The sequence below is a fragment of the Aromatoleum toluolicum genome (assembly GCF_012911005.2).
In the GTDB taxonomy this organism is placed as follows: domain Bacteria; phylum Pseudomonadota; class Gammaproteobacteria; order Burkholderiales; family Rhodocyclaceae; genus Aromatoleum; species Aromatoleum toluolicum.
Genome location: NZ_WTVS01000058.1, coordinates 1 through 22464 on the forward strand (window position 1 = coordinate 1; position 22464 = coordinate 22464).

Below are 22464 nucleotides of genomic sequence, written 5' to 3' on the forward strand. Positions count from 1 at the left end.
GGATGTGAGGGGGCGAGGCGGGCTTTGCCTCTCGGCGAGGTCAGCGCAGATGGTTCGAGATCAATTCGAAACCGGACTGGGAAACCGGGACGGGCTCAGGCGTGTGATGCGGAATGGCCCACTCGGGCGCGGTTCGCGTCGTGTCGCGAGCACGGTGGTCCGCGAGCGTGAGCGTACTCAGCGCGGCAAGCGACGCAGTGAGCAAGCTGACTGCGAGCGTCAGCGGAATGAAATGTCGTGAGCGCTTGTTGCGGTTGAACATGACCGTCGCCTCCTGACTGGCTTGCACAGGGTCAAGTTACGCCAGAGCAGCAGGACTTTCGCCCCCCCAACAAGAGGAGGGGCGGGGAAGGAGGACGCCTGCATCGGCCGTCGGCCAGTGAGCCGCTATTCGGTGGCCGAGCGCCAACGCTCAACGGGACATGTCGCGCAGCTGCTTTGTCGCAGTGATGTTCGCCGCAGCGATAAAGTGCTGTATTGGCCGGTCGGGAGCCCATGAATCGATGACGGAACGGCCGTGTTGTCCGATGGCAATTTCCACGGACGTGAAGCCGGTTTCGCGAAGCATCGCGGAGAGCCCGTCCAATCCGGTCGCGCCGGCAATGCAGCCGGTGTGAAGCGCGATGTCGTCCTGAAGTTCGAGGGGTAGTGGCGCCAGCGCGACGATGTCTGCGACGGCAAGACGTCCTCCGGGCTTGAGCACCCTGCGGGCTTCGGCGAAAACGCGTTGCTTGTCCGCGCAGAGATTGATGACGCAGTTCGACATCACGACATCGAAGCTGGCATCGGGAAAGGGGAGGGATTCGATCTCCGCCTGGACGAAGCTCACGATCGGGACATCCGCATCGCGCGCGTGCCGGCGGGCCAGTCGGACCATCTCGGGCGTCATGTCGACGCCAACCACGCGCCCGCGGCGGCCGACCTCGACGGCCGCGGCGAGGCAATCGAAGCCGGCGCCGGACCCCAGGTCGAGGACCCATTCGCCCGGCGCAAGGCCGGCAAGGACGGTGGGACTGCCGCAGCCAAGGCCGCTGTGCGGGGTGCAGGTCAATGGTCTCTTGCCGCTGACCACGGCGGCGGCCCGAGCCGCGGCGTCCGCGTAGGCCTGGCGCACCCGCGGGCGCAAGGCGTCGGTCGGACGATCTGCGCTCACGGGCGCCCAGCGCAGTCGGCCGGCTGGCCTTCCATGCGCCGATATTTCATGTTGTACAGGCAGAAGGGCATGAGCTTGCCGTCTGCGGTGAGCTTGTGCACACAGCAGCGGCGCGCGCGCTCCTGGTCGAAGCAGTACGCGTCCATCATGCCGTGAAAACCCACTGCGAAGAAGTCGGCGCCCTCGAGCGCGTCGGCGAGTTGCTGGCGGACGTCGCCGCTGCCGTCGCCACACCCGCAGCCGGCGCTATCGCAACCGAGTTGTCGCAGCAGGGTGTCCCAGTCGCTGAAATCCGCCACGTGCTGGCGCAGGCGATCGTCGCCGACCAGTCGGCTGAGCGGAAGCAACTCGCCATTCCGGTCCACGACGATGTAGGCGAGCAAGCCGCAGCGCGGGTCGGGACAGGACATCGGCAGCAGGTCGCCGGCGCGCAAGCGGCCCTCGCTCTGCGTTTCGATCGCATGCAGGAAATGGGTGGCCGTGAAACGCCGGTGGCTCTGCGCGAGTTCGCGCGGATAGCGGCCGGATAGCACCACCGACTGGAAATTGATGCCGGTAAGGCGCCGTTCGGCGGCGAAGCGGATCAGGGGCCACAGTGCCTGTTCGTTGACGCCGGGAACCACGGTCACTGCGAGCACCACTTGCAGGCCTGCGGTGCGGCAGTGCTCGATGGCCTGCAGCTTTTCGGCGCGCAGGTCGCGACCGCGGATGAATTCGTTCTGGACGGCCTCGAGTCCGTCCATTTGCAGGTAGACGCCGGTGAGTCCGGCGGCGCGCAATTCGACGGCCAGGTCAGGATTGCTTGCGAGCACCAGCCCGTTGGTGTCGATTTCCATCTTCGTGAAACCCAGGGCGCGGGCCCCACGGACGATTTCCACGAGATCGGGATGGACCGTCGGTTCTCCGCCGGCAAACTGCAACGGTACCGGCTGGCCTTCGGTTTCGAGCAGGCTCCGCAGCGCGCCGAGGACTTGCTCGCGGCTCAGTTCGCTTCCCTTGGCCTTGGCATCGGCCAGGCATACAGGGCAGGGGAGGTTGCAGCGCTGCGTGATCTCGACGATCGCCAGGCAGGTGTGCTGGTCGTGCGCGGGACACAGGCCGCAATCGTCGGGGCAGCCCTTCGCTTCGGGCATGCTCACGCGTGCGGGGCGTTTGACGAAACGTGGCGAACGGCGCATGCGTTCGTAGCTGGCGATGTCGGTCGCGATGAGGCTCTCGAACGCGCCGTGCTCGGGGCAGGTCTTGCGCATGACGACGCCGGCCGGGCTCGATGACACCCTGCCCGGGATGCTCTTCAGACATTCCGGGCACATGCTCATGACGTCGTGGCCGAAGCGCAGCCCGCCGCTGATGTCGATGCGGGTGCTTGCGCCTGGCGAGGCCGGGGCCGACGGAGGCAGGCAGGACTGGTCGTTCATTCGAGTTCGACCATGATGCAAGCGAAGACCAGATTGCGCTTGAAGCCAGGAAGGTCGGACGTGGTGAGCGTGAAGCTGCGCGTCGGCCAGTCCGGCGGTCCGATTTCATCGTTCACACCAAGGATGTCCGTGATGTCCTCCTCGACCGTCTCGAGGAACTCCGCCTCGGACGCCATTTCGCTCACGAAAACGACACGGTAGCCTTGGTCCGCCAATGCCTCGATTTTCACTTTCTTCCACGGTTTGGAGGGCAGTGCAAGCATGGTTGCGGCGCCTCCTTACACGCGTCGAAGTCGATCTGGATTGCGCATCTGAACCCCCTCGGCGTTCGTCAGGTTCCTTCCTTGGCCAGCAACGTGGCGGCGATCTCCGCCGCTCGGGAAGTGTAACGCGCACAGCGACGGTGCAATCGGCGATCGCGGAAAACGGCCTGGCCTTCGGGGGTGCCGATATCGCAACCGAGCAGTTGGTCGCAATTGCGTCCGCCGAACTCCGCTTCGAACGCGCGGACAAGCTCCCGGGTTGCCGAATAGGCGGCATCAGCGGTTTGTTCCGCGTTGCTGCGACCCAGCGACAGACCGAGGCCCATGATGGCACCGGTGAGGGCCCCGCAAGGCCCGCAGGTGCGAGACATGCCGCCGCAGAAGGCCGTCGCCATCTTCGGGATCAGCTCGGAATCGATGCCTTGGGCCTTGGCCAGCGCGGTCAGCACCGCTTCGGCACAATACAGTCCCGACGCCGAAGCTTCCTCGGCCAGACGGCGGACGTCGTCGGCCGACAGCGGTGCCTTCGATGCGTCGGTGTTCATCGCGCGGCTCCTCGGTAACGTGAATCAGCAGGCGATGCCGGCTCCGCCGTCGACCACGACGTACTGCCCGGTGATATGGCGCGAGGCCTCGGTTGCGAGGAACAGCGCGGTGCCCTGGATGTCCTCTTCGGCGCCGAGGCGGTGCAGGGGCGTGCTGGCGATGAGCGCCTCGCCGATCTTTTCGAGATGGCGCGCGGACATCTTGGTCGGGAAGTAGCCGGGGCAGATGGCATTCACGTTGATGTTGTACTTGCCCCATTCCGAGGCGAGCGCCCGCGTGAAATTGACCACCGCTCCCTTGCTGGTGTTGTAGGCAATGGTGGTGGTGCCGACCGGACCGCCGGCCAATCCGGTGACGGACGCGATGTTGACGACCTTGCCCGAATTGCGGGGAATCATGCAGCGTCGGCCGACTTCCTGCGTGAGGAAGAACAGGCCATTGATGTTGAGATTCATGACCTTGTTCCACGCGTCCGCCGTGTAGTCCTCGGCCGGCGCGCCCCAGGTGGCGCCCGCATTGTTCACGAGGATGTCGATGGTGCCGAAGCGGTCGATCACCTGATCCACCATGTTGGGGATCAGCTCGAACTTCGAGAGGTCGTTGGAAATCGTCATGGCCTCGATACCGAGGGCCTTCAGATGGGCCTCGGCTTCCTTCAGTTCGTCGGCCTTGCGTGCCGTGATTGCCACCTTTGCGCCCATCTCGCCCAGGGCCTCGGCCATCCGCAGGCCGAGTCCGCGCGAGCCGCCGGTGATCAGGGCGACCTTGCCGGTGAGGTCAAACAGATTCTTTACGCTCATGGTCCTTCCTTCCTTCCTCTATCGATGTCTTCCGAAGTGCGGGGTGCCGGCTTGCCGGACCGCACCGGGTGTGCCGCGACTGTCAGATTTGCCGCGTCGCGCCCTGCCAGTACTTGTCGCGCAGATCGCGCTTCTGCACCTTGCCGTTGGCGCTGCGCGGCAGCCGATCGATGAAATCCACCGACTTTGGCGTCTTCACGCTGCCGAGTTTGCCCTTGCACAGGGCGATGACTTCCTCTGCGCTGACCTGCTTGCCCGGACTGAGCTCGATCACCGCCTTGACCGCTTCGCCCCATTTTTCATCGGGCACGCCGACCACGGCGCAGTCCTGCACCGCGGGCAGGCTGTTGATCACGCCTTCGACTTCGGACGAATACACGTTGAAGCCGCCGGTGATGATCATGTCCTTCTTGCGATCGGTGATGTGCAGGAAGCCCTCGGTGTCCAGGTACCCCACGTCGCCGGTGTGCAACCACCCCCCGACGACGGTTTCCGCCGTCTTCGCGGCGTCCTGGTAATACCCCTTCATCACGTTGTCGCCGGCGACGCAGATTTCGCCGACCTGGCCGTCGGGCAGTGCCTTGTTGTCGTCGTCGCGGATGGTGACGCGCAGGAAGGGGAAGGGACGTCCGCAGGAGGACAGCCGTGCTTCCGGTGCGATTTCGCCGTCGACGAAATGCTCTTCGGGACGCAGGCAGCTGATGCTGGCGGCCGCCTCAGTCTGGCCGAAGGCCTGGATCATCACCGGGCCGAAGGTCTTCAGCGCCCGGCGCAGCTTCTCCGGGGACATCGGCGCTGCGCCATAGAGGAAGTAGCGCAGCGACGAGAAGTCGCGCTCGGCAATGCCCGGCAGGTCGAGCAGCACGTAGATCACCGTCGGCGGCAGGAAGAATTCGGTGACGCGGTGCTTCTCGATGGCATCGAGGAGGAGGGCGGGATCCGGCTTTGGCAGGATCACGACCTTGCCGCCGCGCAGCGTCGCCATCAGCGAAAACACACCGGCGGTGTGGGTGAGCGGTGCGGCGGCGAGGTTGACCGGCTTCTGGTCCGCGGGATAGTTGAGTGCCGAAAGGTAGTTGGCCACCATGGTCTGCAGCGCACGGTGGGTCGTCATGACGCCCTTCGGCTTGCCGGTGGTCCCCCCGGTGCTCATCAGCGCGCACACGTCATCGTTGTCGGTCTGCACATCGGGGCACGCTTCCGACTGCGTCGCGGCCCATTTGGGCAGGGACAGCGCATCGGGCACGTCGCCGTCGATGCAGATGTAGTGGCGCACCTTCGTCAGTTGCGGACGCAGCGAGGCCACCTGGGCGGCAAAGGCCGACTGGAAGAACAGCACCTCGCAGTCGAACGTGTCGAGCACGTAGGCGTTTTCCTCCGCGCCGTTGCGCGGGTTGATCGGCATCCAGGCCATGCCCGCGCGCCAGATCGCCAGCGTACATAGCCAGCCCGTTGGATCGTTGGCGGACCATACGGCGGCCTTGGCTTCCTTGCGGCAGCCCAGGTCCAGCAGCCCGTTGGCGACACGATTGGTGAAGAGCCGGGCTTCGCCGTAGGTGGTGCGCTGCTCGCCGAAGATCAGGTAGTCCGCGTCGGGGTCGATGCTGCAGCCGCGATCGAAGAAGTCGATGATCGCCATGGCTCAGATCTCCTTGACCATCTTCGCGTAGCCGAAACGCTCCAGCGTGGCCAGCACGTTCTTGTAGCCGAAGGCCTGCGAGGGGCTCTGGAAGCCAGTGGGAGGCGTCGTCATGCGCAGCAGGCAGCTGGCGACGAAGGCCTGCAGCAGGCCCGTCTGCTGGTAGCCGCTGTGGCTGTAGATCGTGTATTGGACGCGCCCGGTGAGACCGCTGCCGGTAGCAGTGTCCCAGTTGCGCGCGGTCAGCGGGTTCTCGCGCGGAGGCATGCCGTTCTGAACGCCGTCGGCGATCTTCGCCAGCGCCTTGACCTGCTCTTCCTCGGGCAGTTTGGCCAGCTCGTTGTGGTAGAGCTTGTTGATGCCGATGATCTGCTCCGCCAGTTGGCGGTTGCCGAAGGCGCACAGGGCCTTGAGGTTGCGGATGCGCGGATGGCTGGTGAACCACAGCGGGGGCGCCAGACCGGCGCCGGGGATGCCGAGCACGGTGCGGGTGGTGAAGGGCGCGGTCAGCTCGGCGCTGTAAGCCGGCGGCCAGGCGGTCAGCTGGCCGTTCTCCAGGAAGTATTCCTTCGCGCGCGCCATCTGCACCAGGGTGTGGGCCGAGCCGACCGTCGGCGTGACGGCCGGGATGGTCACCGCCTCGATGGTGTCGATGTCCTCGTGTTCCGCGCAGGCATGGCAGGCGATGTCCATCACCGCGTTCTGGTAGGCGGTGCAGGGGCCGAAATAGAGGCCGCGCTTGGCGAACTCGGCGCTGTACTTGTCGCGCATGTCGAGCATGAAGGCTTGCTCGCCGGTCGTGTCGAGATAGTGGCAGCCGGCTTCAAGGGCAGCCTGCACGACGGTTTCGCCGTAGAGCAGGAAGGGGCCGACGACGTTGCACACGACTTTCGCGCCCGCGAAGAGCTTGGTGAGCGCGCCTACGTCGTGCTCGACCACCGCCAGTTCATAGTCTGCGGTTTCAATGCCCGGAACGCGCTTCATTGCTTCTTCCAGCCGTTCCCGGTTGCGTCCGGCGGCGATGAAGGGGATCTGGTAATGGCGCAGGAATTCGCAGGTCAGTTGACCGGTGTAGCCGCTGGCACCGTAGACGACGACGGGTTTCTTGCTCATGGATGTCTCCAACTCTGGTGTAGTCATGGTTGCTGGCTTGCTGGCTTGCTGGCTGCCCAGCGGTGGTTTGCATGCAGGCGGGCCGCATTGCGATCGGCATGTCACTGCCTCTGGAAGATGTGCACGAAGCCGGCGCTGCCGAGGCCGCCGTTGTGCTGCAGGGCGGTGCGCGCACCTTCCACCTGGCGGGCGCCGGCTTCGCCGCGCAACTGCCAGACCAGCTCGGTGATCTGCGCGAGGCCGGTGGCACCGAGCGGGTGCCCCTTGGAGAGCAGACCGCCCGACGGATTGACGACGTACCTGCCGCCGTAGGTGTTCTGGTCCTCCATCACGAAGCGCTGCATGTCCTCGTCCTTGCACAGGCCGAGCGCGGCGTAGGTGATGATCTCGTTGCTGGTGAAACAGTCGTGCAGCTCGACGACGTCGATGTCTTCCGGCCCGACGCCGGCGCTCTCGTAGGCCAGTTGCGCGGTCTCCCGGCTCACGCCGCGGAAGATGACGTCCAGTGGATTGTCGCTGTCGAAGTATTCCTGCCGGTCGCTGCGCCAGCCTTGACCCACCAGGCGCACATCGCTGCGGATACCGTGCTGTTTGGCGAAGTCCTCGCTGCACACGAGCACGGCCGCCGCGCCGCAGCTGGGCGGGCAGGCGTAGAGCTTGCGCAGGCCGCGGTAGATCGGCTGGGAGTCGAGCACATCCGCTTCGGTCAGCGGATCGCGGAAGATCGCGTACGGGCTGGCCGCGGCGTGCCGGCGCGCCTTGACCGCGACGCGAGCCAGTGCCCGGTCGGTCACGCCATAGCGTTCCTTGATCGCATCCACCTGCGCACCGAAAAGCTGGATGGCCGGCGGCAGCTTGCGCTCTTCGTCCGTGTAGTGCATCAGGTTCGCGACCGCACCGTTGTGGCGATGGATCGGGTTGATGCGATCGGGGAAGATGAAATCGAGCGCGCCGGGCACCATCTGCTCGAAGCCGACGGCCAGCGCGCAATCGACCTGGCCGCCCTTGACGGCCTGCGATGCCAGCGCGAACGCCGTCGAACCGCTCGAGCAGTTGTTGTTGACGTTGACGATGGGCACGCCGTTGATGCCAACGTTGTAGAGCGCCGCCTGGCCGGAGCAGGAGTCGCCATAGACATAGCTGGCGTAGGCCTGCTGGACCTGGTCGTAGGCAATGCCCGCGTCCTTGAGCGCACCGCGTGCGGCCTGCGCGCCCATGACATCGTAGGACTCGCTCTTCCCCGGTTTCTTGAACGGAATCATGCCGACGCCGGCAATCACGACTTGGGTCATTCCCTGTTTCCTTTTCGGATCGGTTGATTGGCGCGCTTACAGCCCGTGCTGCTGCTTGTACCAAGTGCTGAGCCAGCTGCCGCCGACGAGGCTGAGCAGGTTGTTCTCGCCATCCTCGATCAGTGCCGCACGGGCATCGCGGAAGATCTTTTCGAGCGGGTATTCCTTCGTCAGGCCGTTGCCGCCGAACATCTGCAGCGCCTCGTTGGCCACCTCGAATGCGGCTTGCGTGACGTAGGTCTTGCTGGTGATCGAGCCGAGGACGTGGGGGCCGTTGGGGCCGTAGTTGTAATTGACGACGCGGTGGGCGATGGCGCGCGCCGACTCGACCTTGCGCCACATGTCGAACAGGCGGGCGCGCACGCTCTGGTGGTTGATCAGCTGCGTGCCGCCCTGCTTGCGCTCGTGGGCGTAGGCCAGCGCGTGCTCGAAGGCGGCGCGCGCCACGCCGGTGAAGGTGAGCGCCATCTCCATGTTGGCGAAGGTGAGCGCCCCGAAGAACGCGCCGTGCGCGGTGTCCTGTCCCGCGATCACGTACTTCTTCGGGATCACCACGTCGTTGAAGTAGATCTCGCCCTGGGGCAGGGGGCGCTGGCCGATCTTGTCCAGCGGCTTGCCCTTGGTGACGCCTTTGTCGAACGGCACCAGCGCGGCGATGTAGTTGAGCCCGCCCTGGTCGTTCCACAGGCCGTCGCCGTAGTCGCACTGGCAGAAGACGAAGCCGCTGGTGGCCACCGGCGCGCCGCTGACCCACGCCGAGCACTGGCCGGTGATCACGACCTCGTCGCCGACCACCTTGGCGAACAGGTTGCCGCGGCCCTGTTTGGTGCCCGGATGGACCTGGGTGGCCTGGATGTCGCCCAGGTCGCTGCCGCGGTCCGGCTGGGTGCCGACCCAGCAACCGATGCCGTTACCGAAGCGGTCGATCAGCTCGGGGTCGCCCGACATGTAAGCGGCGAAGGCCGGGAAGGCCGTGGCGAGCGAGAAGATCGCGAGGCCCGGGTCGCCCCAGCCCAGTTCCTCGAAGATCAGCGGCAGCATGCGCGCCTTCTGCTCCGAGCTCATTGCGCCGACCGCTTGCAGGTCGAGCAGGCCGATCTCCTTCATCTGCCTGACGTAATCCCACAGCGGGGAACCGGCCGCCACGACCTCGTCGGGCGTCATATGGTCGAGCTTGCGGCCGATCGGGCGCATCACCTCTTCGGCGAAGCGATGCGCGACCTCCTGGATGGCGCGCTCTTCCTCGGAGAGTTGGGCTTCGAGGCCGGCCATGCCGAGCGTGGGGTTCGGGATTCTGTCAAATGCAAACATGTTTATCACCGCGCTGGATTAAGAAATGGTCCTGCCAATGTCTATGGCGATAAAGGCGAAGTCGCGATCAATTGGAATTGAAATTGAATTCGGTCTTTGCCTTCCCCAATACATCGAAGCCCTGTCTATTTGCTAATTGAACGATTAAGTTGGCTGAATTCTGAACTGGACTTCGCTCTATTCCGATTCTGAAGTTGCGACTTAAATATCGGGTATCTGAATTGATCGGTCACCCCCCCAGGCGAGGTGGGGCGCTGGATCGGTGCTCTGGAAGTCGTGAAACCGGGACGGTTGCCATGCGTGCTGCGCGGAGAGTCACGCGTGAATTCGTCTTCGCGAGCGGCAATGCGTGCGTGCCGGACCATCCGGATCCCAGCGCGTTTGCGTGGGTTTGGATGGTGACCGGCATCTTGACTGCGCCCGCGTGCGTTACGGCTTCGCGGATTGTTCAGGGGGGGCTAGAGGCCCAGGCCAGAGCGATAAACGACCGCCCAGACGGCGATCCATCCGGCACAACCCAAAGCGGTCAGAAGCAGCCGGATTGCCGCACACGCGATGCCGCAATCCGGATCTTTCTGCGAGGTTTCGATCGGCATGGAAACGGTCTCCTCTCGATCGCGCAGAGGCGCCTTTCCTATGCGTGAGCCCGGATTTCCCGATGGGCCGGATCGGGGAAAATACAGTCCGAAAGGCAAACCTTCACGCATTGCGACTCCTCGAAATGTCCGATGCACTCGGTGCATCTGGCGGGATCGATCACGAAGATGTCTTCGCCTGGAGCGATTGCCTCGTTCGGGCATTCCATTTCGCACATGCCGCAATTGATGCAGTCAGAATTGATCAGTAGTGCCATGTCTTCCTCCTCGTGTGTGCCCGATACCTCTTCGGCTCGTCGCGGTGCGACGTCTTCGGTGTGATGCTCGTGAGCGGTATTTAGCGCGTGGAAGTCCCGAGCGCGTTTGACGCTCAAGGTCATCGACTTGACAATCCGTGACAGTGGGAAGGGGGAAATGCCTGAGCGCCGATCGCCACGCGATCGGTTCACCGCGAACCTACCGGCAATGCGCAGGGCGGGCGTTGGGCCGACGGGCAGGGGCGCGCCGCACCGGCGAGCGTCGCCGGCCGAGTGCGGGCGTGCCGAGGGCTATTGGTGCGTCTGCCGAAGCTTAGATCGCTTCAGGTCCGTCGTTCAGGTGCGTCTGGCGCCACGTCGTGGCCGTGCAGCCGAAGCGGCTGGAAAACCATCTCGAGAACGCCGACGGCTCCGAGAATCCCAGCAACTCCGCAAGGTCCTTGAGGGGGCGCTGGGAGTTACTCAAGTACTTGACGGCCAGTTCGCGCCGCGCACCATCGAGAATTTCCGAAAAGGTTTGTCCGCTGCGTTGCAGGTGTCGATGCAGCGTGCGCCGGTCGAGACCGAGGTGTTGGGAGACCACGTCGACCGAACACCGGCCCGTCGGCAGAAGCAGCCAGACGAGCTGGCGCACGTTCTCGGCAGGGGATTGAGCCGGTTCCGTGTTGATGACCTCGAGCAGCTTCTGCATGTAGCGCGCGGTTTCGGGATCGTAGGTCGGCAGCGGGTCATCGAGAATCGCGGCACGGCAGATGATTCCGTCGATGTTGCTGTTGAACTGCAGGCGCGTATCGAACACGCGCTGGTGTACGCGCAGGTCGCTCGGGGCCGAGTGGCGGAAACACACGGCGGTCGGATGCCATTCGTTGCCCAGCAACACGCGGAGCGTTCGGTACAGCACACCGAGTGACAGCTCGGTTGCCTGGCGAATCGGTTCCGGTCGATCGGGCATCAGTTCTTCACGGATGATCAGGACGCCGTCGGCCTCCTCGAACAGGAACATTGCCGCCTCGGCCTGCAGGTAGCTGTAGTTGCGTATTGCCTCGAGCGCCTTGCGCATCGTGGGCTGGCTCTTCAGGACAATGCCCAACGGTCCGAGATTCGAGAGTTGGCGCCCCTCTGCCAGCCGCAGGCCGAAGTTCTCCACCCCTGCCGCCCTGGCCGAGTTTTCCAGCAACTGCGCATAGGCAGAGAACGGGATCTTCGTGTCGGGGTTCGACAGGCATGCGGGGCTGATATTGACGCGCCGCAGTTCTTCCATTGGGGAAATATTCAACGCCTGCGCGAGTTCGACGTAATTGGTCAGGCCCGCGCTGCGGTGAAGTTTTTTTATTGCCATTGCCCCTGTCGTCCCTGAATCGAATAGCGCTGCTTAACTCTATCCGGGTGTCACCAAATGTCAAGTTGCTGTCTTTGATCGTCAATCTCGATCCGATTGACCGTCCTTAATGTGGCAGCGCAGATCAAATCAAAATTTCAATTGGAGGAGCCAGCGATGAGTGAGAGCAGTTTCAAGATCGCCGAGGTGATTGATCCGAGGAAGATACCCGAGTTGCAGCCGGTGACCACTATCGGCATCGACATCGGGTCTCGGCAATCGAAGGCGGTGATGGTCAGTGGCGACCATATCCACACCGTAATTACCGCCAGCGGTGTCCATCCGGCCGAAACGGCTACGCGGCTGGTCAACAAGTTGCTGAAAGTGTCGGGCCGCCAGCGCAGCGACATCGCCATGATCGCGGGCACGGGTTACGGCCGCATCGCCCTGCAGTTCGAGGACATCCGTGCCGAGGTGATCACCGAGATCACTTGCCACGCAATGGGGGCCCACTTCCTCAACGCCAGTACCCGCACCATCATCGACATCGGCGGTCAGGACTGCAAGGCCATCAAGCTCGATACCCGCAACGGGCGCGTCACCGAGTTTGCGATGAACGACAAGTGCGCTGCCGGTTCAGGTCGCTTCCTCGAAAAAACCGCCGAGATGCTGGGCTACTCCCTGGAAGAGCTGGGCAGCCGCGCCATGGCGTCGACGAAGGAACTGCAGATGAGCAGTCAGTGCGTCGTGTTCGCCGAGTCCGAGATCGTCTCCCTCAAGGCCAAGAACGAAACCGGCGAGGACATCGCAGCCGGCGTCCATTTCGCCATTGCCCGGCGCGTCTGCAACCTGGTTAACCGTATCGGTCTGGATCCCGAGCTGGCCTTCTCCGGCGGGGTGTCGAACAACATTGGCGTCAAGTACGCGCTGGAAAGCCTGCTCAAGCGCCCCTTCGTCACGCCGCGGCTTAACGCGGTGTTCGCCGGGTGTCTCGGGGCCGCCCTCATCGCCCAGCAAAAGGTGTGCGGCACGGCCGACTTCGATACGACCCCTGAGCAGGTAGAGGTGGAGGCATGAACATGCGACACGAGAACATTCCCGGCGAGCGCAGTCTGGCCTTCGCCGACGTCATCGATCAGGCTCTGGTCCACGAACTGACCGGCGTCACCTCCCTGGGCATCGATATTGGTTCCCGCAACTCGAAGGCCGTTCTGCTGCACGACGGACGGCTCTATACCGCGCTGCTGCCCACCGGCCTGAACATGCAGGAGACGGCCGGCGAACTGCTCGAGGAGCTGTACGAGAACGCGAACATCACCCTTGAGGACATCGACTTCATCGTCGGCACGGGTTACGGCCGGGTGTCCCTCAAGTTCACCACGGTGCCGTGCGAGATCCTCACCGAGATCTCCTGCCACGCCATGGGCGCGCACTATCTGAATGCCGGCACCCGCACCATCATCGACATCGGCGGCCAGGATGCGAAGGCCATCCAGGTCGATCCGGCCACCGGCAAGGTCGTGAAGTTCCGCATGAACGACAAGTGTGCCGCCGGTACCGGTCGCTTCCTGGAGAAGGCGGCGACCCTGCTGGACCTGACGATGTACGACGTGGGTCCCGAGTCGCTCAAGTACACCAAGGACCTCGAAGTCAGCAGCCAGTGCGTCGTCTTCGCCGAGTCGGAGGTGATTTCGCACCGCGCCAAGGGTGAAGCCGCAGCCGACATCTCCGCCGGCATCCACATGGCGTCGGCCAAGCGCGTCGTCAGCCTGCTGCGCGCCATTCCGCTGGAATCGGACATCGTCTTCACCGGTGGCGTCTCCAACAACGTCGGCATGAAGCACGCGCTGGAGCGCCTGCTCGGCCAGACCATCGTGACGCCGCGCCTGGACATGGTGTTTGCGGGCTGCCTGGGGGCTGCCGTCTACGCCCAGCGCCTCGCCATCGAGAAGCGCGGGGCGAAGGTGGCCATGGTGGCCGAGAAGTTCGATGTGTCGGACCTGTCGCGCCGCATCGAGGATGCGGAGGTTTCGCTGATCGAGCGCCAGGACGTCAAGAAGGTCGGCTACCTCTGCACCTACACGCCGCCCGAGATGCTGACCGCCGCCGGTGTCGCCTTCGGGCGGATCGACAAGTGCGGCTCGCCGTCGGTCGTCGCCGAAGGCGAGGTGATCGTCAAGAGTGTGTTCTGCGACATGAGCAAGAGCGTGCTCGGCCACTTCCGCACCAAGGATCCGTTCCACGACGCCCTCGACCAGGTGGTCACCTTCTATACCTGCGACACGATGCGCGCGACCTCCAACGCCATCAACCACTACTTCAAGCCGTCCTACGGCTACGTGGTGCCGCGGACGGGTGACAAGCCGAGCGCCCGCGACTTCTTCCGCGAGGAAATGAAGAACTTCGGCAAGGACCTGGAGAAGCTGACCGGCAAGCCCATCGACGAAGGCAAGCTGCGCGAGTCGATCCAGCTGCACAAGAAGCTGCGCCAGACCATCCACAAGATCTCCGACCTGCGCAAGCGCAACCGTCCGCCGCTGTCGGGCAGCGACTTCCTGGAGATCACTCGCGCCTACCGCAGCATCCCTGCGGAAGAGCAGCTGCCGATCCTCGAGGACCTGTACGAGCGCCTCGCTGCGGTGCCGGACGACGACACGCCGCGTCTGCGCGTGATGATCTGCGGCGGCATCATGGCCGATGGCGACCGGCGCCTGATGGATCTGCTGGAGAAGGACATCGGCGTCAACGTGGTGGTCGAGGATCACTGCACCGGACTCTCGCCCTTCTACTACGAGACGCAGGAAACCGACGACCCGTACCGCGACCTCGCCAACGCCTACCTGGACCAGGCGCCGTGTGCCCGCCAGGCGCCCCTGAGCAGGCGCATCGACTTCGCCGGCAACCTGGCCCAGGAATACGGCGTCGATGCAGTCATCTACTACACCCTCAAGTTCTGCCCGTCCTTCTCGCAGACCAAGGGCCTCTTCATGCGGAGGTTCCACGAGCTGGGATTGCCCGCGCTGGAACTGGATACCGACTATTCGCAAGGTGACACCGGCCAGATCAAGACCCGCCTCGAGGCCTTCATCGAAGTGCTCAAGGAAAGCAAAGGAGAGAAAGAATCATGCACGCAGTAATGGAACAGGCGCCGATCGGCAACGCAGAGCCGCAAAACCAGATCGAATACATCCAGCAGAGCCGGGAAGCCCACCACTACTCGCCGGGCATCCAGAAGCTGTACGACATGGCGCTCTCCTACTTTCCGGACGCCGAGCGGGGCAACCAGGAAGGCAAGCCGGCGGTGTGGTCCACCGGCCTGATGGAAGCGCCGCTGCTGTATGCCTGCGACACGATTCCGATGGCGGTGTATGACCTCGGTCGTCTGGGTTCGGCAGTGGAGGCTGCGGAGTTGTCGGAAGACATCTTCGACATGCCGAAGGAAACCTGCTCGATGGTTTCGGCGCTGATCGGCGAGTGGTACATGCGCCGCAACAACTCGGTCAAGAAGGTGGTGGCCCTGTCCACCGTCTGCGAGCCCCTCAACATGGGCTACGAGATGATCAAGGAGTTCGGCTTCGACATCCACCGCGTCGAGCAGGTGATCCGTCCCGTGCAGGGCGGCGAGGAGCGGCTGGAGCAGATGGTCAAGTTCCTCGCCAGCGAGATCGAGGACGTGGCGCTCTTCCTCACCGGCAAGCCGGTGGATGAGAACAAGATGCGCACGGAAATCGCCCGCATGAACCGGCTGATGGCGAAGTTCCGCGAGATTCTCAAGCTGCGCGTGAAGAATCCGATGTACATCAAGAGCCTGCCCACGCTGTTCTTGCTGATGGGGTCGGGGCACTACTTCGGCAAGCCGCAGGAGTACGAGGTCCTGCTCGACGAGCTGATCGAGGAACTGAAGACCGCCGAGTTCGTGCCCTCGCCGATGGGGAAAATCATTCCCCTGACCTGGGTCGGTGCCCGCGGCCTGGAGTTCGGGGTGTACAAGGCCGTCGATGACCTGGGCGGCGCGCTGCTGAGCTGGTTCACGCCGAACCCCTACGACCGCGTCTGGAACGAAGACATTCCGCCGCTGGAGAGCATGGCGCGTTTCATTCTCGACTACTTCGTCACCGGCTCGCCGGTGAACCAGATCAAGTTCATCGAACAGATGATCGAGGAGTCGGGCTCCAAGGGGATGCTCTTCTACACCTACATCGGCTGCCCGTATGGCGGCATGCACGTCGAGCTGTTCCGCAACCATTTCCACCAGAAGGGCGTGCCGAGTTCGGGCCTGGAAGGCAGCTGGCAGGTGGGCGCACCGTCCGGACAGCTCATCACCCGCGTGCGCGCCTTCATCGAGATGTTGTCCTGAGTGGCATGAGCCCCTGCGGCTTGCGTTAGGGCATGGATCGGGGTTGGACGGCGGTGCCGCTCAATCCCGATCGTGCATGAACAGTTCCATCACATGTTCCAAAGGACGACGGTCATGGAGACAAAAAAAGACATTTACTGCTTCGTTTGCCCCAGTCACTGCGCGCTTAAAGCCACTTTCGACGAAAACGGCAAGATGATAAAAGTCGTTGCCGACGCCGGTAGCGGACAGCATGTCGACATCTGCGACTGCCGGAAAGGGCCTGTCACCATTCCCGAAGCGCACAGCCACGGCAAGCGCCTGCAGTTCCCGATGAAGCGGGCGGGTGAGCGCGGCGAAAACAAGTGGATCCGGATCACCTGGGACGAGGCGCTCGACACCATCGCCGAGAAGATGACGCACTACCGGGACACCTACGGCCCGGAGAGCATCGCCATGGTCCTGGGCGAGCCCAAGAGCATGGACTACGCGTTCGCGCAGCGCTTCGCGACCTTCCTGGAGACCCCGAACGTCATCACCCCGGGCAACTACTGTGGCGTGCAGACCGGCCACGCCGACCAGTTCTCCATCGGTACGATGCACGTCCTCGGGGATACCGGATACGACCCGAAGTGCATCATCATCTGGGGCTCCAATCCGCAGAATACCGGCAGCAACTTCCGTTGCTTCACCCAGAAGGATGTGGCGCGGGCGATGAAGAACGGCGCCAAGCTGATCATGATGGAGCCGGGCAAGAACCGTTACTGCGAGAAGGCCGATCACTGGCTGCGTCTCAAGCCCGGTTCCGATGGGTCGCTGGCGATGGGCATGGCCAAGGTGATCATCGACGAAGACCTGTACGACAAGGACTACGTCGCCAACTACACGGTCGGTTTCGAGGAACTGAAGAAGGAGGTCGCGAACTTCACACTCCAGGACGTGGCTGACGAAACCTGGATCGACATCGAGACCATCCGCACGGTCGCCCGCACCTATGCCACCAGCAAGCCCGGCCTGATCATGTGGGGTAACGCCCTCGAGAACTCGGTTGCGGCGCTGCAGATCTGCCGCGCCGTCAGCATGCTGCGCGGCCTGACCGGCAACGTCGGGGTGGAAGGCGGTGAGCTGATCAACATCCCGGCGAAGTTCGGTCGTCCAGGGCGCTTCTATTTCGACCGCAGCCATCCCCGTCCGACGCAGAAGTCGATCGGCAAGGAATTCCCCATCGCCATGGGCGCGGCCTACGTGCCGACGCAGTCGCTGGTGCAGACGATCCTTTCGGAGGATCCCTACCCGGTAAAGATGGCGATGTGCCACGTCACCAATCCGCTGCTGACCTATCCGGATTCGGTCGCCACCTACGAAGCCTTCATGAAGGTGCCTTTCCTCGTGGTGGCCGAGATCTTCCCGACCTCCACGACGGCGATCGCCGACATCGTGCTGCCGGCGGCATTGCCGCTGGAACACAACTCGATCGCCTATTGGCCGGCCTGGCTCGGTCACATCCGCGCGATGCCCAAGTGCGTCGAGCCGCCGGGCGAGGCGTGGCCGGATTCGAGGATGATCAACGAACTGGCCAAGCGCATGGGCATGCGCGAGCACTTCTTCGAGGACTGGGAAGAGTGCCTCGACGTCATGATGGCCGACTCGGGAATGACCTACAAGGAATTCTGCGAACCCGACAAGCGCGTCATCCATCCCACCAAGACTTACCTCAAGGACAACCCGGAGCGCTACTTCAAGACGCCGTCGGGCAAGTTCGAGTTCTATTCGCAGCAGATGGTGCAACTGGGCATCAGCCCCTTGCCGACATTCAAGGAAGTCTCGACGCAGCGTTTCAGCAAGGAGCAGTGGGAGCGCTATCCGCTGTACCTGACCAACGGCAAGGAAGGGGCTTACTTCTCCTCGGGTTACCGGCACATCGAGGGCATGAAGAAGTACAGCGCCGAGGCGATCTGCGAGTTGAATCCGCGGACCGCGTCCCGGTACGGGCTCAACGAAGGCGAGATGATCTGGATCGAGTCGCGCAAGGGGCGCATCCAGCAGCGCCTGAAGATCTCCGAGCACGTCCACCCCAACGTCATCGTGGCTGCTTTCGGCTGGTGGGATACCGAGGCGGAGCACAACGAATACGACTGGCGCAGATACAACATCAACATCCTCACTGAGGGCGATGGGGCCAACTGCCCGGCGACCGGTTCGGTGCAGTTGCGCGGCGTTCCCGTTCGCGTCTACGCCGAAAAACAGTCGTGGGGAAATGAGCGCGCTGACGCATAACTTCAAGGCCGCGGCGGCGAGGGAGCAATGAGACCCCGGTCGCCGCGCATTCCGGATCGATCGATTGAAAGAGGGAATCTTATGGATTCACCCGTTGTTACCCTGACCCGAAACGGCGCCATCGCCGTCGTCACTATCGACCGTCCGCCGGTCAACGCGCTCTCTGCCGATGTTCGCCGCGGCTTGCTCGACGCCTTCGACGAACTCGCCGACGACCCGGGCGTCGCCGGCGTGGTCCTCGCCTGTGCGGGGCGCACCTTCGTCGCCGGGGCGGAAATCTCCGAATTTGGCACCCCTGCCTTCTCCGAGGCGGACCCGAACGACGTCCATGCCGCCATCGAAAACCTGAATATTCCGGTCGTCTGCGCACTGCACGGCACGACGCTCGGCGGCGGCATGGAACTGGCGCTGGCCTGCCATTACCGCATCGCCACGCCGACGGCCAAGCTCGGTTTGCCGGAAGTCACGCTCGGCCTGTTGCCGGGCGGAGGCGGGACGCAGCGCTTGCCGCGCCTGATCGGTGCGGCCGATGCGCTGGAGATGATGCTTTCCGGCGCTCCGATGTCGGCCCAGACTGCACTCGAGAAGGACCTCATCGACGTGATCGTCGAAGGCAACCTGCTCGAGGCTGCACAGCGTTTCGTGGGGGAACTGGTCGCCACGCGCGCACCGCTTCGTCTGGCGAGTGAGGTCGACGTCGATCGCGCCAGCGTCTCGCCGACACTGTTTGCGGAAACGCGGACCTCGCTGGCGAAGAAGGCCCGTGGCGCCATCGCTCCGGCACGGATCGTGGATTGTGTCGTGGCGGCGGTGACCCGACCCTTCGCCGAAGGACTGAAGTACGAGCGCGACCTGTTCGTCGAATGCATGAACTCCCGGCAGTCGGCGGCGCTGCGCCACGCGTTCTTCGCCGAGCGCGAAGCGGGCAAACTTCCTGGCAACCTCGCCGGCAACGCCAAGGACATGGACCTGCGCCCGATCAGGAAGGTCGGCATCGTCGGCGCAGGAACGATGGGCGGCGGCATTGCGATGAACTTCCTCAATGCCGGCATTCCAGTCGTGCTGCTGGAGGTCAAGCAGGATGCGCTGGAGCGCGGCCTCGGGCTCATCCGCAAAAACTACGAGGCGACGGCAAGCAAGGGTCGAATGACGCTCGAACAGGTCGCCCAGCGCATGGCCTTGTGCAGCGGCTCGCTCGAGTATGCCGAACTGCAGGATTGCGATCTCGTGATCGAGGCGGTGTTCGAGAACATGGACATCAAGAAGGCCGTGATGACCCGCCTGGGTGAAGTGTGCAAACCCGGCGCGATCATCGCCACCAATACCTCGACGCTCGATGTGGACGTGCTGGCCGCTGCGAGCGGCCGCGCGGCCGATGTGGTCGGCATGCACTTCTTCAGCCCGGCCAACGTGATGCGCCTGCTCGAAGTCGTGCGCGGGCGCGACACCGCGCCCGAGGTACTGGCGACGGTGATGGGCCTGGCCCGGACCATCAAGAAGGTGGCAGTCGTTTCCGGTGTCTGCTTCGGCTTCATCGGCAACCGCATGCTCGAACCCTACCTGCGCGAATGCGAGTCCCTGCTGCTCGAAGGTGCGACGCCGACGCAAATCGACCACGCCGTCGAAGCCTTCGGCATGGCGATGGGACCCTGCCGCATGATCGACATGGCGGGCGTCGATGTCGCCGCCAAGGTGGTGCTCGAACGCAGGAAGGAGGGCGCGCTGCCGGCCGACCCGAGCTATCGCACGGCGTGCCAGATGCTGTTCGAGCTCGGCCGTCACGGTCAGAAAACGGCTGCCGGCTACTACCGGTACGAAGGCCGCACGCCGGTCCATGACCCGGAGGTCGACCGGGTCATGGAAGGCCTTGCCGCGCAATACGGCATCGCGCGTCGCAGCGACATCAGCGACGAGGAGATCGTCGAGCGCTGCCTGTATCCGCTGATGAACGAAGGGGCAAAGATCCTCGAGGAGGGGATCGCCTACCGTGCAGGCGATATCGACATCGTGTGGCTCAACGGCTATGGCTTCCCGGCGCTGAAGGGTGGGCCGATGCATGCCGCGAACGTCATCGGTCTGGAACAGATCGTGGCGTGCCTCGACCACTATGCCGACAAACGCGGCAACGCATTCGGCTACTGGACGGTGGCCGGGCTGCTCGGCGATCTGGCGGCCGCCGAGCGAGCGTTCGGTGACGCTTGAGGCGCGCGATCGCCGGCGTGTCGAGGAGCCGATGACGCAGGAACGGCTCCCGCGGTACGGCCGGCTCCCCGGTGAAGGTCGGCCGCGGACAAGTGGACGCAGACCCCATGCACAAAGAGGGAAGAGGGAAGCCATGACTATGCCGAAAGCGCAGCTGACAACGGAGTTGCCCGTCGGGCGGGAACCCACCCTGCGGGTGATGCCCTCGCCAGCGGATGTGAATTACACCGGTGACATTTTCGGCGGCTGGATCATGTCGCAGGTCGACATTGCCGGCGGCATCCTCGCCATCCGTCGTGCGGGGGGGCGTGCCGCGACCGTAGCGGTGAACTCCTTCGCCTTCAAGCAACCGGTGTTCGTGGGCGACATCGTGAGCCTGTACGCGCAGATCGTGCGGGCAGGACGTACGTCGGTGACGGTCGAGGTGGAAGTGTACGCGCAGCGCTACTTCTCCGAGAACGAGATCGTGAAGGTGACCGAGGCCACGCTCACCTATGTCGCCGTGGACGACGAGCGCCGGCCGCGCGCGTTGCCGCCGTTGTCGGGCGAGTCGGTGCCAAGGGCGTCCGTGCCGGCGTGAGCCGCCCGGCCCATCCAATGAGTCATCCAACAACCTGTTCAGGGACCTGAATCATGAAAGAAGCAGTTATCGTTTCCACCGCCCGTACCCCGATCGGCCGGGCATTCCGCGGGGCCTTCAACAACACCAAGTCGCCGACGCTGATGGGGCACGCGCTCAGCCACGCGGTACAGCGCGCCGGCATCGACGCGGGCGAGATCGAAGACGTAATCGTCGGTACGGTCCTGTCGGCAGGAACTGCCGGGATGAACATCGCGCGCAATGCGGCGCTTGCCGCGGGGATTCCGGTCACGGCCGGGGCGCAGACGGTCGATCGTCAATGCTCTTCCGGTTTGATGGCGATCGGCATGGCCGCCAAGCAGATCATCGTCGACGGCATGGAGGTTGTGGCGGCGGGGGGGCAGGACAATATCTCGGCCGTCCAGGCGGGCTATTTCGAGTGGGCGGCCAGGGAGAAGGATCCGAACGTCGAGAAGTTCGCGCCCCACGCCTACATGCCGATGTTGCTGACTGCGGAGAACGTCGCGAAGAAATTCGGCATCTCCCGCGAGGCGCAGGACCTGTATGCACTGTCGTCGCAGCAGCGCACCGCCGCCGCACAGGAAGCGGGCCGCTTCGACCAGGAAATCGTGCCGCTGACCACCATGATGGCGGTGGTGAACAAGGAGACGAAGGAGGTCTCGTACAAGGAAGTGACGCTCGCGAGGGACGAGGGCAATCGCGCCGACACCACCCTGGAAGGTCTCGCCAGCCTGAAACCCGTGGTCGAGGGCGGGTGCATCACGGGCGGCAATGCCAGCCAGCTGTCTGACGGCGCCTCGGCCTGTGTCGTCATGGAGCGCAAGCTCGCCGAACGCCGTGGCCTGACCCCGTTGGGCATCTACCGGGGCATCGCGGTGGCCGGCAATGCCCCCGAGGAGATGGGCATCGGTCCGATCTACGCCATCCCCAAACTGCTCAAGCAGCACGGTCTGAAAGTGGGCGATATCGGGCTGTGGGAGCTCAACGAGGCCTTCGCGTGCCAAGCTTTGTATTGCCGGGACCACCTCGACATCGACCCGGCGAAATACAACGTCAACGGTGGCGGGATCTCCATCGGACACCCGTACGGGATGACCGGCTCCCGTCTGGTCGGGCATGCGCTGATCGAGGGCAAGCGACGCGGCGTGAAGTACGTCGTCGTCACGATGTGCATCGGCGGCGGCATGGGGGCTGCGGGTCTGTTCGAGGTCTGCTGATCCGGTTCGGGCTGCGCGCAGGGATCGGGGCCGGTGCATCGTCGTCAGTGCGCCGCGCCACCGGTCCCGTGACATCAACGCGTGCGCGATTCCGTTTCGTGACCGACTGCGATAGTCTCTACTTC

General features: G+C 64.0%; 20 protein-coding genes. 7 read left to right on the top strand and 13 right to left on the bottom strand.

Going from position 1 to position 22464, the window contains the following annotated elements; genetic code table 11:
* Positions 1-40: 40 nt before the first annotated feature.
* The 13 genes from GPA27_RS21450 to GPA27_RS21510 all read right to left on the bottom strand — a co-directional run bounded on the left by GPA27_RS21450 (position 41) and on the right by GPA27_RS21510 (position 11727).
* The gene (locus tag GPA27_RS21450) at positions 41-262 is read right to left on the bottom strand and encodes a hypothetical protein (RefSeq protein WP_169142470.1); all 222 of its coding nucleotides are present in this window, start codon (positions 260-262) and stop codon (positions 41-43) included.
* 150 nt (positions 263-412) lie between these two features.
* Positions 413-1114, bottom strand: coding sequence for a methyltransferase domain-containing protein (locus GPA27_RS21455; protein ID WP_211165150.1), 702 nt, complete (start codon positions 1112-1114; stop codon positions 413-415).
* 35 nt (positions 1115-1149) lie between these two features.
* A complete protein-coding gene (locus GPA27_RS21460; RefSeq protein ID WP_169142471.1) occupies positions 1150-2571 on the bottom strand; it encodes a radical SAM protein in 1422 nt (473 codons plus the stop codon).
* Positions 2568-2834: a hypothetical protein gene (locus GPA27_RS21465; protein ID WP_169142472.1), complete on the bottom strand. Its 267-nt coding sequence runs from the start codon at positions 2832-2834 to the stop codon at positions 2568-2570. The genes GPA27_RS21460 and GPA27_RS21465 overlap by 4 nt, the downstream gene beginning before the upstream one ends.
* Positions 2835-2902: 68 nt before the next feature.
* Positions 2903-3379, bottom strand: coding sequence for a C-GCAxxG-C-C family protein (locus tag GPA27_RS21470; protein WP_169142473.1), 477 nt, complete (start codon positions 3377-3379; stop codon positions 2903-2905).
* 24 nt (positions 3380-3403) lie between these two features.
* Entirely contained in the window at positions 3404-4180 is a 777-nt protein-coding gene (locus tag GPA27_RS21475) for an SDR family oxidoreductase (RefSeq protein ID WP_169142474.1), read from the bottom strand.
* A gap of 82 nt (positions 4181-4262) precedes the next feature.
* Complete coding sequence (locus GPA27_RS21480) at positions 4263-5819, bottom strand: acyl-CoA synthetase (protein ID WP_169142475.1); 1557 nt, start codon at positions 5817-5819, stop codon at positions 4263-4265.
* A 3-nt stretch (positions 5820-5822) separates the two neighbouring features.
* A complete protein-coding gene (locus GPA27_RS21485; RefSeq protein WP_169142476.1) occupies positions 5823-6932 on the bottom strand; it encodes a saccharopine dehydrogenase family protein in 1110 nt (369 codons plus the stop codon).
* Between the two features lie 101 nt (positions 6933-7033).
* Positions 7034-8224, bottom strand: coding sequence for a thiolase C-terminal domain-containing protein (locus tag GPA27_RS21490; RefSeq protein ID WP_169142477.1), 1191 nt, complete (start codon positions 8222-8224; stop codon positions 7034-7036).
* 36 nt (positions 8225-8260) lie between these two features.
* A complete protein-coding gene (locus GPA27_RS21495) occupies positions 8261-9535 on the bottom strand; it encodes an acyl-CoA dehydrogenase family protein (RefSeq protein ID WP_169142478.1) in 1275 nt (424 codons plus the stop codon).
* 458 nt (positions 9536-9993) lie between these two features.
* Complete coding sequence (locus GPA27_RS21500; protein ID WP_169142479.1) at positions 9994-10131, bottom strand: hypothetical protein; 138 nt, start codon at positions 10129-10131, stop codon at positions 9994-9996.
* A gap of 38 nt (positions 10132-10169) precedes the next feature.
* Complete coding sequence (locus GPA27_RS29545) at positions 10170-10388, bottom strand: YfhL family 4Fe-4S dicluster ferredoxin (protein WP_246261333.1); 219 nt, start codon at positions 10386-10388, stop codon at positions 10170-10172.
* 313 nt (positions 10389-10701) lie between these two features.
* Positions 10702-11727 carry an AraC family transcriptional regulator gene (locus GPA27_RS21510; RefSeq protein WP_169142481.1) on the bottom strand — a complete coding sequence of 342 codons (1026 nt, stop codon included), beginning with the start codon at positions 11725-11727 and terminating at the stop codon, positions 10702-10704.
* Between the two features lie 111 nt (positions 11728-11838).
* On the opposite strand from GPA27_RS21510, the gene GPA27_RS21515 reads away from it, so the two are divergent.
* From GPA27_RS21515 to GPA27_RS21545, 7 genes are all read left to right on the top strand, one after another.
* A complete protein-coding gene (locus GPA27_RS21515; protein WP_256223070.1) occupies positions 11839-12783 on the top strand; it encodes an acyl-CoA dehydratase activase in 945 nt (314 codons plus the stop codon).
* A gap of 2 nt (positions 12784-12785) precedes the next feature.
* The gene (locus GPA27_RS21520; RefSeq protein ID WP_246261335.1) at positions 12786-14843 is read left to right on the top strand and encodes a 2-hydroxyacyl-CoA dehydratase; all 2058 of its coding nucleotides are present in this window, start codon (positions 12786-12788) and stop codon (positions 14841-14843) included.
* On the top strand, positions 14831-16063 hold the full coding sequence (locus tag GPA27_RS21525; protein ID WP_169142484.1) for a 2-hydroxyacyl-CoA dehydratase family protein: 1233 nt from the start codon (positions 14831-14833) through the stop codon (positions 16061-16063). Before GPA27_RS21520 ends, GPA27_RS21525 begins: the two co-directional genes overlap by 13 nt.
* Positions 16064-16258: 195 nt before the next feature.
* The gene (locus GPA27_RS21530) at positions 16259-18319 is read left to right on the top strand and encodes a molybdopterin-containing oxidoreductase family protein (RefSeq protein ID WP_169142485.1); all 2061 of its coding nucleotides are present in this window, start codon (positions 16259-16261) and stop codon (positions 18317-18319) included.
* An 81-nt stretch (positions 18320-18400) separates the two neighbouring features.
* The gene (locus GPA27_RS21535; protein ID WP_246261337.1) at positions 18401-20521 is read left to right on the top strand and encodes a 3-hydroxyacyl-CoA dehydrogenase NAD-binding domain-containing protein; all 2121 of its coding nucleotides are present in this window, start codon (positions 18401-18403) and stop codon (positions 20519-20521) included.
* 133 nt (positions 20522-20654) lie between these two features.
* Positions 20655-21101 (top strand): acyl-CoA thioesterase, encoded by a 447-nt coding sequence (locus tag GPA27_RS21540; RefSeq protein ID WP_169142487.1) that lies wholly within the window; start codon positions 20655-20657, stop codon positions 21099-21101.
* A gap of 53 nt (positions 21102-21154) precedes the next feature.
* Positions 21155-22339, top strand: coding sequence for an acetyl-CoA C-acyltransferase (locus GPA27_RS21545; protein WP_169142488.1), 1185 nt, complete (start codon positions 21155-21157; stop codon positions 22337-22339).
* Positions 22340-22464 lie beyond the last annotated feature (125 nt).

Bases quoted from the DNA above. Each gene is read 5' to 3' on its own strand.
- GPA27_RS21450 (WP_169142470.1), bottom strand. From the start codon at position 262: ATGTTCAACCGCAACAAGCGCTCACGACATTTCATTCCGCTGACGCTC.
- GPA27_RS21460 (WP_169142471.1), bottom strand. From the start codon at position 2,571: ATGAACGACCAGTCCTGCCTGCCTCCGTCGGCCCCGGCCTCGCCAGGC.
- GPA27_RS21465 (WP_169142472.1), bottom strand. From the start codon at position 2,834: ATGCTTGCACTGCCCTCCAAACCGTGGAAGAAAGTGAAAATCGAGGCA.
- GPA27_RS21470 (WP_169142473.1), bottom strand. From the start codon at position 3,379: ATGAACACCGACGCATCGAAGGCACCGCTGTCGGCCGACGACGTCCGC.
- GPA27_RS21475 (WP_169142474.1), bottom strand. From the start codon at position 4,180: ATGAGCGTAAAGAATCTGTTTGACCTCACCGGCAAGGTCGCCCTGATC.
- GPA27_RS21480 (WP_169142475.1), bottom strand. From the start codon at position 5,819: ATGGCGATCATCGACTTCTTCGATCGCGGCTGCAGCATCGACCCCGAC.
- GPA27_RS21485 (WP_169142476.1), bottom strand. From the start codon at position 6,932: ATGAGCAAGAAACCCGTCGTCGTCTACGGTGCCAGCGGCTACACCGGT.
- GPA27_RS21490 (WP_169142477.1), bottom strand. From the start codon at position 8,224: ATGACCCAAGTCGTGATTGCCGGCGTCGGCATGATTCCGTTCAAGAAA.
- GPA27_RS21495 (WP_169142478.1), bottom strand. From the start codon at position 9,535: ATGTTTGCATTTGACAGAATCCCGAACCCCACGCTCGGCATGGCCGGC.
- GPA27_RS21500 (WP_169142479.1), bottom strand. From the start codon at position 10,131: ATGCCGATCGAAACCTCGCAGAAAGATCCGGATTGCGGCATCGCGTGT.
- GPA27_RS29545 (WP_246261333.1), bottom strand. From the start codon at position 10,388: ATGGCACTACTGATCAATTCTGACTGCATCAATTGCGGCATGTGCGAA.
- GPA27_RS21510 (WP_169142481.1), bottom strand. From the start codon at position 11,727: ATGGCAATAAAAAAACTTCACCGCAGCGCGGGCCTGACCAATTACGTC.
- GPA27_RS21520 (WP_246261335.1), top strand. From the start codon at position 12,786: ATGCGACACGAGAACATTCCCGGCGAGCGCAGTCTGGCCTTCGCCGAC.
- GPA27_RS21525 (WP_169142484.1), top strand. From the start codon at position 14,831: ATGCACGCAGTAATGGAACAGGCGCCGATCGGCAACGCAGAGCCGCAA.
- GPA27_RS21530 (WP_169142485.1), top strand. From the start codon at position 16,259: ATGATAAAAGTCGTTGCCGACGCCGGTAGCGGACAGCATGTCGACATC.
- GPA27_RS21535 (WP_246261337.1), top strand. From the start codon at position 18,401: ATGGATTCACCCGTTGTTACCCTGACCCGAAACGGCGCCATCGCCGTC.
- GPA27_RS21540 (WP_169142487.1), top strand. From the start codon at position 20,655: ATGACTATGCCGAAAGCGCAGCTGACAACGGAGTTGCCCGTCGGGCGG.
- GPA27_RS21545 (WP_169142488.1), top strand. From the start codon at position 21,155: ATGAAAGAAGCAGTTATCGTTTCCACCGCCCGTACCCCGATCGGCCGG.